At 32.1% G+C, this 16705-nt stretch carries 14 protein-coding genes and 3 tRNA genes; 2 read left to right on the top strand and 15 right to left on the bottom strand.

Annotated elements, in window-relative coordinates:
- Positions 1-145 precede the first annotated feature (145 nt).
- The 7 genes from ACTS9J_RS03415 to ACTS9J_RS03385 all read right to left on the bottom strand — a co-directional run bounded on the left by ACTS9J_RS03415 (position 146) and on the right by ACTS9J_RS03385 (position 3298).
- Positions 146-218, bottom strand: a tRNA-Gly gene (locus tag ACTS9J_RS03415).
- 73 nt (positions 219-291) lie between these two features.
- A tRNA-Tyr gene (locus tag ACTS9J_RS03410) sits at positions 292-372 on the bottom strand.
- A gap of 32 nt (positions 373-404) precedes the next feature.
- Positions 405-478 (bottom strand) — tRNA-Thr (locus tag ACTS9J_RS03405).
- 130 nt (positions 479-608) lie between these two features.
- Complete coding sequence (gene hpf / locus ACTS9J_RS03400; protein ID WP_038331066.1) at positions 609-908, bottom strand: ribosome hibernation-promoting factor, HPF/YfiA family; 300 nt, start codon at positions 906-908, stop codon at positions 609-611.
- 2 nt (positions 909-910) lie between these two features.
- Positions 911-1810: a tyrosine-type recombinase/integrase gene (locus ACTS9J_RS03395; RefSeq protein ID WP_448352847.1), complete on the bottom strand. Its 900-nt coding sequence runs from the start codon at positions 1808-1810 to the stop codon at positions 911-913.
- Between the two features lie 82 nt (positions 1811-1892).
- The gene (rpsU, locus tag ACTS9J_RS03390; protein ID WP_038331168.1) at positions 1893-2087 is read right to left on the bottom strand and encodes a 30S ribosomal protein S21; all 195 of its coding nucleotides are present in this window, start codon (positions 2085-2087) and stop codon (positions 1893-1895) included.
- A 68-nt stretch (positions 2088-2155) separates the two neighbouring features.
- On the bottom strand, positions 2156-3298 hold the full coding sequence (locus ACTS9J_RS03385; RefSeq protein WP_038331167.1) for an acyl-CoA dehydrogenase family protein: 1143 nt from the start codon (positions 3296-3298) through the stop codon (positions 2156-2158).
- 239 nt (positions 3299-3537) lie between these two features.
- Between ACTS9J_RS03385 and ACTS9J_RS03380 the strand changes: the two genes are divergently transcribed.
- The gene (locus ACTS9J_RS03380; protein WP_125349437.1) at positions 3538-4182 is read left to right on the top strand and encodes an OmpW/AlkL family protein; all 645 of its coding nucleotides are present in this window, start codon (positions 3538-3540) and stop codon (positions 4180-4182) included.
- 104 nt (positions 4183-4286) lie between these two features.
- Here ACTS9J_RS03380 and ACTS9J_RS03375 read toward each other — a convergent pair whose 3' ends face one another.
- The 6 genes from ACTS9J_RS03375 to ACTS9J_RS03350 all read right to left on the bottom strand — a co-directional run bounded on the left by ACTS9J_RS03375 (position 4287) and on the right by ACTS9J_RS03350 (position 12331).
- Positions 4287-5165, bottom strand: a complete 879-nt coding sequence (locus ACTS9J_RS03375) for an IS982 family transposase (protein WP_219034401.1) — start codon at positions 5163-5165, stop codon at positions 4287-4289.
- Between the two features lie 102 nt (positions 5166-5267).
- Positions 5268-6197, bottom strand: coding sequence for a cation diffusion facilitator family transporter (locus ACTS9J_RS03370; RefSeq protein WP_125349438.1), 930 nt, complete (start codon positions 6195-6197; stop codon positions 5268-5270).
- Between the two features lie 58 nt (positions 6198-6255).
- Positions 6256-7884, bottom strand: a complete 1629-nt coding sequence (gene pruA / locus ACTS9J_RS03365) for an L-glutamate gamma-semialdehyde dehydrogenase (protein ID WP_313304422.1) — start codon at positions 7882-7884, stop codon at positions 6256-6258.
- Between the two features lie 113 nt (positions 7885-7997).
- Positions 7998-8717, bottom strand: a complete 720-nt coding sequence (locus ACTS9J_RS03360; protein WP_291047729.1) for a DUF1003 domain-containing protein — start codon at positions 8715-8717, stop codon at positions 7998-8000.
- Positions 8718-8783: 66 nt separating this feature from the next.
- Positions 8784-11345: a hypothetical protein gene (locus tag ACTS9J_RS03355; protein WP_291047727.1), complete on the bottom strand. Its 2562-nt coding sequence runs from the start codon at positions 11343-11345 to the stop codon at positions 8784-8786.
- Complete coding sequence (locus tag ACTS9J_RS03350; RefSeq protein ID WP_291047725.1) at positions 11342-12331, bottom strand: hypothetical protein; 990 nt, start codon at positions 12329-12331, stop codon at positions 11342-11344. Before ACTS9J_RS03350 ends, ACTS9J_RS03355 begins: the two co-directional genes overlap by 4 nt.
- Before the next feature lie 100 nt (positions 12332-12431).
- Here ACTS9J_RS03350 and ACTS9J_RS03345 point away from each other — a divergent pair, with 100 nt between their 5' ends.
- Complete coding sequence (locus tag ACTS9J_RS03345; protein WP_219033767.1) at positions 12432-12791, top strand: DUF2200 domain-containing protein; 360 nt, start codon at positions 12432-12434, stop codon at positions 12789-12791.
- A 5-nt stretch (positions 12792-12796) separates the two neighbouring features.
- Here ACTS9J_RS03345 and ACTS9J_RS03340 read toward each other — a convergent pair whose 3' ends face one another.
- Together ACTS9J_RS03340 and ACTS9J_RS03335 are read right to left on the bottom strand one after the other, a co-directional pair.
- The gene (locus ACTS9J_RS03340; protein WP_448352846.1) at positions 12797-14047 is read right to left on the bottom strand and encodes a type IX secretion system plug protein; all 1251 of its coding nucleotides are present in this window, start codon (positions 14045-14047) and stop codon (positions 12797-12799) included.
- A gap of 92 nt (positions 14048-14139) precedes the next feature.
- Positions 14140-16554, bottom strand: coding sequence for an alpha-ketoacid dehydrogenase subunit alpha/beta (locus tag ACTS9J_RS03335; RefSeq protein WP_448352845.1), 2415 nt, complete (start codon positions 16552-16554; stop codon positions 14140-14142).
- Between the last annotated feature and the right edge of the window lie 151 nt (positions 16555-16705).

The raw sequence follows: 16705 nt of genomic DNA, 5'->3' as shown, positions 1-16705 counted from the left end.
AAAATAACTTTAAATTATTTTCAAGTGTAAAAGTACACTTTTTGATTTATATAAAGATATTAATTTTTGACTCGCGTTAACCTTGGTTTAAATGAGTTTCAACAACTACTTAAAAGATTAACTATACTGGACGAACCAGAATTTGAGCGGGAAACGGGACTCGAACCCGCAACATTCAGCTTGGAAGGCTGACGCTCTACCAATTGAGCTATTCCCGCATTCACTTCTAAAAAGCTTTGCAAATTTAAAGATTAAATCCTAAACCACAAAAAATTTTAAAAATTAAGTTTGTGGGGAGAGCAGGATTCGAACCTGCGAAGGTTACCCAACGGATTTACAGTCCGTCCTCGTTGGCCGCTTGAGTATCTCCCCGCCTTATTTTTTTTGTTCTTCTAAAAACCTTGAGCCGATAGAGGGACTCGAACCCACGACCTGCTGATTACAAATCAGCTGCTCTAGCCAGCTGAGCTACATCGGCATTTTTGTTTTTAAAAGCGTTATTTAAAAGAACAGTCCGTTAAATATGTTTGTTTAACGGACTGCAAATTTACGTTGTTTTTTGAATTAACCAAATTTTTAGGTTCTTTTTTTAGTCAATTCCCTATTTTTTATCTTTCGCTAATTTTTTCTTTTTTTCTGATAATTAATTTTTTTAATGTATCTACCGCTAAATCAATACATTCTTCAAAAGATTGTCCTGTTTTACTTACAACAATATCATCTCCTGGTACTTCTAACTTAATATCAACTGTCTTGTTATTTTTTTCTGCAGTATTCTCTAATTTAAAAGAAACATTCGCTGCAATGATTTTGTCTGACAAAGTTTCTAATTTTTCTAATTTTTTCTCTAAATACTCCTCTAAACCTGGTTTAGTATTGAAGTTTACTGCTTGAAAGTTAATTGTCATAATTACTCTTTTTTGTTCTCACGCGGGTGAGCTTTGTTAAACACTTTTTTTAAATTTTCTATACTCCCATGTGTATAAATTTGAGTCGATGACAAACTTGAATGCCCTAAAATATCTTTTACTGCATTCAGATCTGCTCCTGAATCTAACATATGAGTCGCAAATGAATGCCTCAACATATGAGGACTTTTTTTATGTTTTACACTTATAAGACTAAGATAGTATTTTACTTTCGAATAAACAAGATTATCGTACAAAGGTTTTCCTTTTTCTGTTACAAAAACATTCGTACATTGTAAAGTAATTTCGTTATGTTTTCTAGTGTTATAATTCGCCAAATCCTCTAACAGAAAGGTAGAAATAGGAATTATGCGTTCTTTATTTCTTTTTCCAAGAACTTTTATAGAAAGTGTATTCGGATCGATATCATTTTCTTTCAAACCAATTAATTCGGCACGTCGAATTCCTGTTTGATACATTACATCAATCATTAATCGATCACGTAAACCTTCGAATGTGTCAGGGAAAAATTCATCATTATTCAACAAATCATTCAATTCTGCTTCTGTAAAAGGTACTAAAACTTGTTTATTTTGTTTAAGTGAATGAATTTGCTCGATTGGATTAATGGAAAGATGATTTTCTTTGACCAAATATTTATAAAACGTTCGTAAAGCGCTTAATTTGCGATTAACTGTTTTCTCAGACTTTTCTAATTCTGATAAATGCATCACAAATGCACGAATATGATTTTTTGTTGCAAGTTGTATTTCCGACGAATTTTCTTCTTGTTGATAGAACTCAACAAAATCGTCCAAATCTCTTTTGTAGCTGGTAATTGTTAGCGTAGAATATTTCTTCTCTAGCGCTAAATAATCTAAGAATAGTTGAATAAATTCCATAAAAAAACCTATTCATCAAAGTTACAACTTTAATAAATAGGTCAACAGAAATTAATTTCTTTATATCGTTTAAAACGCCAATTTATGCTTCCTCCTTTTCGATTAAGGCTTGTTTGTAGATTGCTCTACTCATCTTAATTCTATTTGTAACAGAAGGTTTTGTAAATTGTTGACGTGCTCTTAACTGACGTACAACACCTGTTTTATCAAATTTTCTTTTGTATTTTTTTAGAGCTCTTTCGATTGACTCTCCGTCTTTTACTGGTATAATCAACATAATTTTATCTATTTCTTTTTGAGATGGCAAATATACAACTCTTTAGTAATTAAACAAATCGTTTTGTATTAATCTTTCAAAATATTTCTTCCAATCACTAATTTTTGGATCTCAGTTGTTCCTTCACCGATTGTACACAACTTAGAATCACGGTAGAATTTCTCTACTGGGAAATCTTTTGTATATCCGTATCCACCAAATATTTGTACTGCTTCATTCGAGATTTTAACACAGGCTTCCGATGCATAATATTTTGCCATTGCACCTTCTGTCGTCATTGGTTTTTTATGATTTTTTAAATAAGACGCTTTACGAATTAATAATTCTGAAGCTTCGATTTCTGTAATCATTTCAGCCAATTTAAAGTTAATTGCTTGGAAATTTGCAATTGCAGTTCCAAATTGATGACGCTCTTGTGCATATTTCAATGCTGCTTTATAAGCTCCTTTCGCAATTCCTAAAGATAAAGCTGCGATCGAGATACGACCACCATCTAAAATCTTAAGTGCTTGCTTGAAACCATCACCAACATTTCCTAAACGATTTGCATCCGAAACACGTACGTTATCGAAGATTAACTCTGCCGTTTCCGAAGCACGCATTCCTAATTTATTTTCTTTTTTACCCGATGTAAAACCTGGCGTTCCTTTTTCTATTACAAAAGCTGTCGCGTTATTTTTAGCTCCTTTCTCTCCTGTTCTTGTCATCACAACCGCAACATCACCAGAAATTGCATGTGTAATAAAGTTTTTTGCTCCATTAATCACCCATTCATCACCATCTTTTACAGCTGTTGTAGACATTCCTCCAGCATCAGATCCTGTGTTGTGCTCTGTTAATCCCCAAGCACCAATCCATTCTGCTGTTGCTAATTTTGGTAACCAACGTTGTTTTTGTTCTTCGTTTCCGAATTCTAAAATATGATTTGTACAAAGTGAATTATGTGCCGCTACAGACAAACCAATAGAAGGATCAACTTGTGAAATTTCATCTACAATTGATACATATTCATCATATGACAAACCACTTCCTCCATATTCTTCTGGAACAACGATTCCCATGAATCCCATTTTTCCAAGTTCTTTGAAAACTTCAACTGGAAAAGTTTGAGCTTCATCCCACTCCATTATATTCGGTTGAATGTATTGTTTTGCAAAATCTCTTGCCGATTGCGCGATTAATGATAAATTTTCATTTTCTAAGAAATCCATTTTTTTGAGTTTTTTTGTTTTTTTATGACTTTCCTCCAAAAGTAATAAATTTCTATTAAGTGAAAAGTTTTTCTTTTACGATTATTTTTACTCATTAAAAATAATTGACTATCAGCGTGTTTAAGTTAATAATATCCTTAAAAAAAACAAATGTTTAAAGTCATTTTCGGAAATGATATTTGACATTTTAATTCAGATGAATTAATCCGAGTTTTGTTTCGAAAAATAAAATAAACATTATGAAAAAAGGACTATTAATATTAGGAGCAATCTTTGCATCAGCAATTTCATTTGGACAAGAGGCTAGTGAATTACATATGCGTGTAAGAGCAACTGGTGTAGTTCCTATGGAAGATGCTAAAATAGAAGCAATAGGTGGAAATGTAGCAGTTACAAACAATCTTATTCCAGAAATTGACTTTACCTATTATATTACAAAAAATATCGCGGCCGAATTAATCTTAGGAACATCTAAACACGAAGTTGTAGCGGTAAATACTGCATTAGGAAATTTAGATTTGGGACGAGTAATGCTGTTACCTCCAACTCTTAATGTACAATATCATTTGTATCCAACCAAAAACCTAAAACCTTATGTTGGTGCTGGAATTAATTATACAATCTTCTATGATCAAGGGCAAGGAAAAGGGAGAAACGCAGCCGTAACTAGTGTAGATTACAAAAACAATGTAGGTTTCGGATTTCAATTAGGATTTGATTACAAAATCAATGATAAATTATACTGGAACGTAGATGTTAAAAAATTATACTTAAACACAGACGTTACAGTTGGTGCAGCTTTAGACAAACAAGTTTATGTACCAGCAGATGTAGATCTTAATCCTTGGTTAATCAGTACTGGTATTGGTTTCAAATTATTCTAAAATCGACCTTTTATATATATTATGATTTTTTATTAACCAACTAAAAGATCAAAAAGAGAAGCAATTGCTTCTCTTTTTTTATTTAATATAACCCGTTGTGCATTTTAAATAATTTGGGTTTTTAGATTATTAATATTTCGATTAAAGTATGTTTTATTAATGTACTGAACCACAGTAAGAGCAGTAATTTTAGCTAAAATTCTGGTTTTAAACCCTTCGAAAGTCTTTGCATAATTTCGTCTAATCATAAACTGATCACATAGTTGAGAAAATAACGTTTCAATTCTTTTTCGATACTTTTTGAATGGACAAAACTGAGGTTTATACTCTTTTTGATTGGATCTTTTCGGTGTTTCTAATCGAATATTAGCTTCATTAAATAAGTCAATTTGAATTGTTTGCGACAAATAACCTTTGTCCCCAAGTAGCAAACAATCATACATTTGAGTTTTAACATCTTTCAAAAAATGAATGTCATGAACAGATGCGGGACTGATATCAATACTCTGGAAAACACCATTTAAAGAACAAATAGCATGAAGTTTATAGCCATAAAAAGACATTTGCTGAGAAGCACAAAAACCTCTATTTGGTGCACTATACTGATGTTCTTTGCAAATTTTCGAGCGATTAATTCTTGCTATTTTACACACTTCCAACGGCATACTATCAACTATGAAACAATTTTCAAATTCATTAAATTCTTTCGCTAATTTGAGGCGAATACTATTAATTTGCTCTGATAATCTACGTTTTCTACGATTGTAAATACTACGCTCAATTTTACAACTTAACGCATTAGGAAGATTTCGAAATAAATGATTTTCACTATCAATACCCATAAATTCAGCTGTTAAGACAAGACTGATGAGTTCTAAATCAAAAAGTTTAGGTCTTCTACGTTGATAAATTAAAAGTGTATCTGTTGATATTTTTCGAAGAACTTCCAATATTCTTTCGTAATTTGCAAGTAAGTTGTTCATTGTAAATGTTTTGTAATTAAAACAATTTACTGATTTTCAATCAAATGAACAACTTTATTCTTTATTAATCAAAATGCACAACGGGTTTAATATAATTTATTTTTACTCCTCCACTCTTTTATCTTCGATGTGATTTGTTCGAAAATATTCTCGAACCGAGACAAAAGTAGGCTCTATATGCACTAATACATCTTTTACTTGTGGCATTTTAGCTTGTACAGCATCTTTCAGATCATGACTAATTTTATGTCCTTCCACCACCGAAATCGTTCCATCGACTATTGCATGTAAATCGACATAATAATTCATTCCATTCTTACGCACATTACATTTTTCAGTCGCCATAACACCCGGAACATGCGAAGCGATTTCTCTAATTTGTTCAATTTCATTTTCGTACAATTGCTCATCCATAATTTCTCCCAACGCAGGTCGAAGGATTTTGTACGCATTATATAAAATAAAACTTGATGCAAAAAGTGCTGCAACATCATCTGCTGCCTCCCAACCTGGTCCCATTACCAATGAAATCGAAATTCCGATAAACGCCATTAACGATGTAATTGCGTCCGAACGATGATGCCAAGCATCTGCTTTTAGAGAAGAACTATTGGTTTCAACACTTTTTCGCATTACATACTGAAACGATAATTCTTTGAATAAAATAATTCCTCCAAGAACTAATAAGGTAAATGGTTTGGGCTGATGATGTGGTGTAATAATATTGTTAATACTTTCTTTTGCAATGATAATCGCAGAAACAATAAGGAAAGTAACCACTAAAAATGTGATTAACGCTTCTGCTTTTCCGTGTCCATAAGGATGATTTTCATCTGCAGGTTTTGCAGAATACTTTAGTCCAAAGAAAACAAATATAGAAGAAAAAACATCTGCCGAAGACTCGATTGCATCTGCAATAAGTGCGTAAGAATTCCCAAAATAACCAGCCAAAAACTTAATTCCAGCCAAAGAAGCGTTTCCTACAATACTAAAAATTGAAGCTTTGATTGCTTTTTCCGAATTATCATTCATACCAAAAAAATAAGCCCTACAAATGTAAGGCTTATTCTAATTTTGTATCTCGAAAATATTATTTTTCTAAGAATGGGTATTTGTAATCTTTTGCAGGAACAAATGTTTCTTTGATTGTTTGAACAGAAGTCCAACGTAACAAGTTCATTGCAGAACCTGCTTTATCATTTGTACCAGAAGCACGCGCTCCACCAAATGGTTGTTGACCTACAACTGCACCTGTTGGTTTATCGTTGATGTAGAAATTTCCACAAGCATTTTTCAATGCTTTAGCAGCTAATTCTACAGCAGCACGATCTTTCGCGAAGATTGATCCTGTTAATGCGTAAGCAGAAGTTTCGTCAACTAATTTTAAAGTTGCTTCAAATTCATTTTCATCATAAACATAAACTGATAATACAGGTCCGAAGATTTCTTCTACCATTGATTCATATTTAGGATTCGTTGCTTTGATAACTGTTGGTTGAACAAAATATCCAACTGAATCATCATAAGTACCACCTATTACAACTTCAGCTTCAGAAGATGCTTGTGCACGATCGATATATGCTTTAGATTTTTCGAAAGAGTTTTTATCGATAACTGCTGTCATGAAATTAGAGAAATCCTCTGGAGATCCTAATGTAACAGTTGCTAACATTTCTTTCATTTGTTTCTCAACTTCGTTCCATAAGTTAGATGGAATATAAGCACGAGAAGCAGCAGAACATTTTTGTCCTTGGTACTCGAATGCTCCACGAACCAATGCTACAGCAACTTCTGTTGGACAAGCTGATTTGTGAACCATTACAAAATCTTTTCCTCCTGTTTCTCCTACGATACGTGGATAAGTTCTGTAATTATTAATGTTATCTCCAATTTGTTTCCATAAAGTATTGAAAACTTTTGTAGAACCTGTGAAGTGTAAACCTGCAAAATCTTTATGTTCTAAAACTGTTTTTGCAGTTTCTGCTCCATCAGTTAAGATCATGTTGATTACCCCGTCTGGTAATCCAGCTTTTTTGAACACTTCCATTGTTACTTTAGCAGCTAAAGTTTGTTTATCAGAAGGTTTCCAAACTACAACGTTCCCCATCAAAGCCATACAAGATGGTAAGTTACCAGCAATTGCAGTAAAGTTGAAAGGTGTAATTGCAAAAGTAAACCCTTCTAATGGACGATAATCTACACGATTCCAAATTCCAGGAGAAGAAATTGGTTGATCTGCATAAATTTCTGTCATGTATTGTACATTGAAACGTAAAAAGTCAATCAACTCACAAGCTGAATCAATTTCTGCTTGCATTGCATTTTTAGATTGACCAATCATTGTTGCAGCATTTATTTTTGCACGGTAAGGACCAGCAATCAAATCTGCAGCTTTCAAGAAAATTGCCGCTCTATCTTCCCAAGGCATTGCAACCCAAGCTTCTTTTGCAGCTAAAGCTGTATCAATCGCTTTTCTTACATCATCTTGTGTTCCTTCGTGGAAATAACCAACAACTTTTTGGTGGTCATGTGGAGGACGAATTTCTTTTTTATTTCCTGAAAAAATTTCTTCAGAACCAATGTATTGAGGAACTTCAGTTACCTCGTTAAACATTTTTTTGTAAGCGTCTAATAATTGCGCACGCTCTGGTGTTCCAGGAGCATATGATTTTACCTCTTCGTTAACAGCGTGAGGAATTTGAGCAAATGATTTTGACATTTTGATTATTTTGTTTGTTTATACTTTTCAAAGTTCAAATTTAAGAAAAATAAATGGAAATGTTTCAGTTCAGATAATTAAGTCTTTTACCACTTTAAACATAAAATCATCCATTATTCTTCCTTTTTATTTTCTTTTTTATCTTTTGTATGAAGAATTTGATTTTCGATATTCTCTAAATATTGGATTTGCATTTCCTGTATTTCTAATAATTTCTTATTCTGATGAACCAATAAATGATCTATTTTTTCGCTTAATAATTTTATTTCCAATTCAGCTTTCAAGTTAATTTTATAATCATGTTCGGCTCTATCACGGTCTTTATCTTCTTGACGATTTTGACTCATCATAATAATTGGAGCTTGTATTGCTGCTAAACAAGACAAAATCAAATTGAGTAAAATAAATGGATAGGGATCAAAACCTTTGTTGTGCAACATCCAAAAATTAAGAAACATCCAAACCAATAAGAAAATAAAAAACGAAATAATAAATGTCCAACTTCCTCCAAAAGACGCTACTTTATCTGCGATTCTATCGCCTGTTGTCAATGGCTTTGATGTATTTTCTTTTATATTTTCGGAAAGAATAGAATTATCACGAATTGCTTCTACTACATCTTGATCCAATTTTTCCATTTCACCTTTTTCTTGCGAAATCAAATTTGCAAAAAATTGACGACGATATTTATTCAATATTTTTATCGAAACATAATCTTCTTCGGTAATTGCTGGATAATCTTGCTCAATCAATTTAAAAATCTCTTGCTGAATTTCTTTTCCTTTTACAGCTTCGTAGCGATTAATTGGTTCTTGAGTTACAAAACATTTCATAATAATCTATTTTAGTCAAAAATCACATCACAAAAAACGCTCCTAAAATTAGAAGCGTTTTAATTATTAAAAGTTATTTGTGTAATAATCGAAATATTTACAATTTGATTTTATTTCTTGATATGTTTTCGTGTCCGAATATTGTTTCAAATTTTTAAAATTAGAACGATAATTTGCCACTTTAAACGCTAAAATTTTATCTTCGTTGTCATATTGATTTTCGTACAAACGTTTCAACACAGGATCTTTTGCATTATAAAATCTTCCTTGTTCATTCTTAGACAATGCAAATAAAATTTGCGCTTTCATTTCTTTGTCTTTTGTCGAATCAAAAGCTTTTTTCAAATAATTTTCTGACGGCGTAAAATTATCTACGTAGTTTCCACCCCAACCGAAACTTTTGTAAAAGAAGTTGCTTGTCGCTTCATATTGATCACCATAATTATTAAATTTTGGTCCATTATCATTGTTTCGATCAAATGTCAACAAATAACGATAATAGCCTAAAGTCGTCGTATTGTAAAAGAAATTCCCCAACAAATAATTCGCTTTTGCAGCTTCTTCGGTATTCTTCTTTGCTATTTTATTCAATTCAATCATCGCATTTGTCAATTCTAATTTTGACATTTTTGGTTTGATAAATTTAAATTCATTCAAATAAGGAGTTGCGATCACTTGATTTTCGTCACAATTAAAACATTCAATCTTATTATATCCAAAGATTTTATTCGGAATATTATGATAACCATCAAACTGATTTTCTACCCAAGTTTTGCTTTCTTTTTCTGTTGTATAATCGTAATCATAAACAAAATAAGCACTTTCTGACGTGTGATATTTTTGATCAATCTTCTCAAATTCTTTTTTCGCCAAATCAAATTTCATTTCGCCTAAATACAATGTTCCTTTGAAATCGGCTAAATAATCTGATAATTTAAACTGAATTTCTTTTGATTTTTTTGTTCTCCAATCCCATGAACTCGATTTTACTTTTGCATTAATCAAATATTTTTCGAAAGCTGTTTTATTCGATTTTTTATCCAATTTATCTAAATCATTGATAATCGCCCAATCTGGATTTGAACCTAATTGTGTAATTTCATTATGAATCAAAAATGCTTTTCCTTTGTCACCTTGCAAAAAATATCGATTTGCTAAAACATCTAAAATCACATTTTTCAAGTTCATTTTTTGATCATCTTCATCCGAATAACCATAGACATCTTCTGGTAATTTTGGATATTCATAATTCAAAATCGACGCATATTTTTGCATCAATTGATTCTCAAAACTATCTGTAATTTTCTTTTGTTCGAAAATTTCTAATAAAATTTCAATCACTTTTTTCTGTTGTTGAAATTCTTTCGAAGTTGAATTTACTTTGGTTAAATACGTTTTTGTTTCCGCAAAATTTTTGTTCAATAAATTCAAATATGCCACCGATAATTTCCAATATTCTTTGTCGTCAGCTTTTATCGCTTGTGATTTTGCCAGAGCAATCAATTCATTAATCTGAACTTCATCTTTTGAATCTTCGGGGTTACTGTAATAATTGCCATTTGTTTTTACAGGTAAATATAAATCTGTATATTTTTTTCGTTCTTGAGAAGAATTCCAATAATAATCTTCAGGATTTTGTTGCAAATATTCGCGTTCAATTAAATTAATAGAACGTGCAAATAAAATTCTCGCTTGTGGCGCATTTACATCATTCGCAATAATTTTTTTCGCAGGAGCTAACGGATTCGAAAAATCATTATAACCAATCAATAAATACAAATCATTTTTTTCTTGAATCGTTTTGGCATTGGCTAACATTTTCTCATAATTCAAATCTTCTGTCACGCGCATCGATTGATAAGCACTCATTTTTCGATCATTCGAATGAGAAAAAACTTCGAAAAAGTCATAATTCGCCTGAATATAATTTCCAAGTGCACGCTCCGCTCCACCTTTTTGATCTAACGCATAATAATACATCGAATTTTTGAGTCCTTGCGACGCCACATACATATTAAAATAATTGATAGCGTCTTTATATTCGTGGAAATAATGCGCAAAACGCACCAATTGATAACCGTAACGAACTTTTAATTCTTTGTCCGTTTCTGCATTCCAACTTTTCTTTAGAACCTCAAGAACTTTTCTATAGTTTAGATTATTGACATTTTTTTCTGGACGATCTACATACGACCATTCACCATTATCGATATAATAAAAAGCCATATAAGGCTCTAAATACTTGGCATACGACAAGTAAAGTAAACTTTGCTTATTCTTTTTTACCCAATCTGTTGTCGCAAAATTATAGTTCGTATTGGACGATTTTCCATTCTTTACCATCAAATCAATTTCTTGTTTCGATACTTTAAAAACCAACTCAAACGCTTGCTGATAGCTAATTCCTAACGTTTTTTGCCAATCCAAAATATTCTCATTCTTTTGATTTGCATCCATCGTATAATATGGATTATCCAACGTCATCAAAAATGGCTGATATTGAGGCGCTTCGCTTAAAGTTTGCGAAAAAAGATTGTAGTAATAATAATCTTCTCCACCTCCATCAGCACACGCAAATACTTTGGTTAAACCAAAAGTTAAGCATAAAGTAAGTACTATTTTTTTCATAATTGTGTTGGTATTGTTTTCAAAAATTTTGAGTCTAAATGATAATAAATCAAGCGATAATTGTAAGATAATTTTGTATCGATAAATGATTTTGTTTCAATTAATAATTCAGGAGAAATCATTTCAACTTTTATTGTAAAACCTTTGCTCACATAAAAATTTCGTACAAAAAAATCATCTTCCACTTCATAAAATCCATTTCTGATTTTCTTTACAGGTTTTCCTATCAAATCTTGCTCCGAAAAAGAATTGATTAATTTTATTTTTCCTTGATGATTTGTCAAAATTGCCCACGAATAAATTGGCAAAGCAACATCTAATTTGATTGGATAATCGTTCAAGTTTTTTAAATAATCTTTTGCTATTTTCAAATCTAAAATCGAATTATTTTCAGATTGATCAGTTGGATTTTCGGTTGCATAACACATCAAAACCATTTTATCCAAAGGCGGAACTCCTTCTTTGTCTTTAAATTTGACTTGATGCAAACGCAAAGTTGCCGAAAGTTTTTTGCCCGAAATATGTTTCAATTCCGACAAAAACATAAAATAATTTTCGCGCGTAGATTTCGTCCAATCACAATCTATCTGAATTTCATTGAAACTTTTTAGATTTCCTCTTTCAGCCGTTTCACTCAAAAAATTATACACATCTTTTGCTAAAATTTTGATTTGATCTTTTGATGTATTCAGAAAAGTTTGATTGGTAATAAAAACCGTCGGAATATAATTGACATTGAGCTTCGTTGCATCAAAATTCTGAATAATTCCAACTGGAGAAATTTTATTCAACTTTTTATCCACATCAAAAAAACGAACATAAATATTTTCCACTTTTAGTGAATCAACCGCTTTTTTCTCTGTTTCATTCACCGAATAATTACTTCGCCAATAATAAAAATCAATTGGTGATTTTTTGGTTTCAGAAGTACATCCAACCAAACTAATTATCGTAAACAGTATTAAAAATCTAAATAAAAATTTCATACTCAAATTTAACTCAAAATCTATAAATCACAATCGATGAAAATAGTGAGATTTTATCAAATTAATTGTCGAAATTTATCCTCTATAATATTCTTAAAAAATGAATGATAAAAATTTTCAGCGTGTAATCGAAATGTCTTTTGCAAGTGTTTATCCGCATTACATCACAAAAGCAGAAAAGAAAAACCGAACAAAAACGGAAGTTGATCAAATTATTTTTTGGTTAACAGGTTATACTGAAAAAGATTTGGAAGAAATTTTAACGAAGAAAACTAACTTTCATGATTTTTTTGAAAATGCACCAAAGTTTAATCCAAATGCAACTAAAATAAAAGGTGTGATTTGCGGTTATCGTGTGGAAGAAATTGAAAATCCATTGATGCAAAAAATTCGATATTTAGACAAATTAATCGATGAATTAGCCAAAGGAAAAATAATGGAAAAAATTTTGAGAAGTTAAGCTACTTATCTCCTCGAATTTCCAGTTCCATATCCCATCAACACATCGTATCGTTGTCCCCAAGGGCGATAGTAAAACAATGCTTGATATTGATTTTCGGTTTGCCAAAAACTTCCGCTCACATAACTTGGATCGATTTTGCCTGTTTTGGTATTTTTTACGACATATTGATAATTGTAATAACCTTGTTTCAAGAATAATTCGGTTACCCAAAATCCTGCATCGTCTTTTTCTAATTTCGAATTTTCATCAATTTCCCAATTATTAAAAGCACCTACAACATACGGAACGTATAATCCATTTTGATCTTCGAAAGCATCTAAGGCAAAATAAACCCATGAATAATCTGCTTCAGAATTTGCTGCATATTCGTTTCCATAACGGTTATTTCGGATATAAAAATTTCCATTAATGTCTGGATAATCATCGTATGGTAAATTATACTTCGGAATATCTGCACGCAAAACAGTATGGTAAACACTATCTTTTCTGAATGTTTTTTCTGTTGTCAAACTCGGAACTTCTAGATTTTTATTATCAAACCAATTGTATTCTGCACCACCATCAAACAAAATATTGGTATCATTATATGTTAACTGATTTGGACGAGAAAAAGATGGTTGATTGACAAAATAACCTTCGTTCCAATTGTTATTTTTCATCAAAAATAATTTTGCGCCGTCAGGAACTTCAGTCAAATTTTGTGTTCCGCTCGAAACTTGAACTTGCAAACGCTGATTCAATTCTTTTATTGTTGGATTATTGTAACGAGAAACCATCACGCCAACATCCGCAATTGGTTGATAAACGGCAAAACGTTTCGTGAAAACTGGATTCGAATCATTTTCTAAATACACTTTCAACACATAATTTCCAGGCAATTTTACATTCATTTGCTCATTCGGAAATTGAATTTGATAATTGGTATATTTTTGATACGTATTGAATGAATTTTTATATGTTCGCGCATAATCAGCATTAACACCATTTAGAAATTCGGTTTGAAAAATATTCGATTCAGACCAATCTGCATTTCTATGTTCAATAGAATATTGATAACGCTTATAACCTGCGTTGATATCATCAAAAAGAAAAATTAATCTTTCGCTAGAACCTAACTTGATAATGGGTGTATTATCGTTTGTTTGCGGATTAAAAATTTGAACCGTCTTGATATTCTTTGGAGGAATTATATCCTGAAATTGTCCAAAAAGAACAGAAGTCAATAGACAAAGTATGATCGAATAAAATTTCATTTTCATTATAATTTTGATGGTTAAAAATACAAAAAAAGCGCATGCCTTTTTTGAAAAAGACATACGCTTATTATAACTCTAAAATTTATTTTTTAGTACAAAGCAGGAAACTCATTTGGTTTCGCTTCGCGCATCAATTCATAAACTTGTTCTGTAATATCATCAACAGAAGGTTTTGAGAAATAATCTCCATCAGTCGCATACGCAGGACGGTGAGCTTTCGCTGTAATCGTCAATGGTGCGCTATCTAATGTAAAATATCCACCTTGTTTCTCGATAATTTCTTGTAACAAGAATGCACTTGCTCCACCTGGAACATCTTCGTCAACAATAACTAAGCGATTCGTTTTGTTCAAACTTTTTGCAACATCTCCATTGATATCGAAAGGTAATAAAGATTGCGCATCAATTACTTCAACAGAAATACCTAATTGCTCCAATTCTTTCGCTGCATCCATCACAATTCTCCACGTAGAACCGTATGTTAACAACGTTACATCTTTTCCTTCTTTTGTAATTTCTACTTCACCAATTGGCGTTGTAAATTCACCGATATTAGTTGGTGCAGGCTCTTTCAAACGATAACCGTTCAAACTTTCTACAACAATTGCAGGCTCATCTGCTTGCATCAATGTATTGTAAAAACCTGCTGCTTTTGTTAAATCACGTGGAACTAAAACATTCACACCACGAACCAAATTCAAGATTCCTCCCATTGGCGAACCTGAATGCCAAACACCTTCTAAACGGTGACCACGAGTTCTGATAATCACAGGCGCTTTTTGACCTCCATTCGAACGATAAAGCACAGTTGCCAAATCATCAGAAATTCCTTGTAAACAATAAAGGATATAATCTAAATATTGAATCTCCGCAATTGGACGTAAACCACGCATCGCCAAACCAATTCCTTGACCAAGAATTGTTGCTTCGCGAATACCTGTATCCGAAATACGATCGATTCCATATTTTGCTTGAAGACCTTCTAAACCTTGGTTTACATCACCAATGTTTCCCGCATCTTCACCAAAAACTAATGCCTTTGGATATTTTTCGAAAATTTTATCGAAGTTATCACGAACAATTACACGACCATCTTCTAACGCTGGATTTTCTCCAAACTCAGGTTTTACTTGTGGAACTTGAGTTGCAGTACCAGAAACTAATTTAGTCGAATAAATTTCTTCTTCGCGTTTCATTTTAACATCTAACCAAGAAATTAATTCAGTTTTAGAAGTTAAATTTTCTGAACGAGTTAAACGAATAACTTTACGAACAGCTCCATAAACATCACGTTTGAAAGGGCTTTTCTTTGATTTTAGATTACTAATTTCAATATTGATAAAAGCTCCGTTTGCACTTTCTGAAGCAACTTTAGTCAATAATTCTAACGCTTCATTTTTCAAATCCAAAATTGGATTCAAATAATCGTCCCAACATTGTTTTTGAGAAGCTTTAACTTCAGCTTTAACATCAGCTTCTAATTGATCCAACTCTTCCGCAGAAATAATTGCTTCCGAATGATCTGCAAATGCTAAAATATATTCACGGAATTTTGAGATTCCATCAAATTCTTTTTCCCATGTCAAACGCTCCTCTGATTTATAACGCTCGTGCGAACCAGAAGTCGAGTGACCTTGCGGTTGCGTACATTCTTGCACGTGTACAATACACGGAATGTGATGCTCACGCGCAAATCTTTCTGCACGTGTATACGCTTCAATCAAAGCAGGATAATCCCACGCTTTTACAGTAATAATTTCGTAACCTCTTTCCTCTTCCGTTCTTCCGAAACCTGATAATAATTCAGAAAGATTCGATTTTGTGCGTTGAAATTTAGCTGGTACAGAAATTCCGTAACCATCGTCCCAAATAGAAACAACCATTGGCACTTGCAAAACTCCACCTGCATTTATCGTTTCCCAAAAATGACCTTCAGAAGTACTTGCGTCACCAATTGTTCCGAAAGCAATTTCATTTCCGTTTACAGAAAATTGTTGATCTTCGTCTGATTGAGGAACATTTCTAAAATATTTTGAAGCTTGTGCTAAGCCTAACAAACGTGGCATTTGACCAGCTGTTGGCGAAATATCAGCACTCGAATTTTTTTGTTCTGTTAATTTTTTCCAAGAACCATCTTCATTTAAAGAACGTGTTCCGAAATGAGATGTCATTTGACGACCTCCTGATGAAGGTTCTTTCTCTAAATCTGTTAAAGCGTATAATTGTGCAAAAAATTGTTCAACAGTTAATTGACCAATTGCGAACATAAATGTTTGATCGCGATAGTATCCAGAACGGAAATCTCCATTTTTGAATACTTTTGCCATTGCAATTTGTGGTAATTCTTTTCCATCACCAAAAATCCCAAATTTTGCTTTCCCAGTAAGTACTTCTCTTCTTCCTAAAAGACTTGCTTCACGAGACATAAAAGCCGTCTTGTAATCATTAATGATTTGACTTTTAAACTCTTCGAAAGTAATTTTATTTACCTCTTTTGTTTCCATTTCTTTTGTTTGTTGCATCACAAATTTAACAAAAGATTTGTAACTTACACCATACAATTTGCGTCTAACGAATAGATTATAGAATTGTATCATCCAATTAATAACTATAAAAATAAATACATGAAAAAAACTTTACTGAGTATATGTCTGG

It is taken from the genome of Empedobacter sp. ULE_I140 (assembly GCF_053482575.1).
The sequence above is the reverse complement of the archived record's forward strand: the minus strand, read 5'-3'. Positions and strand labels throughout refer to the sequence as shown.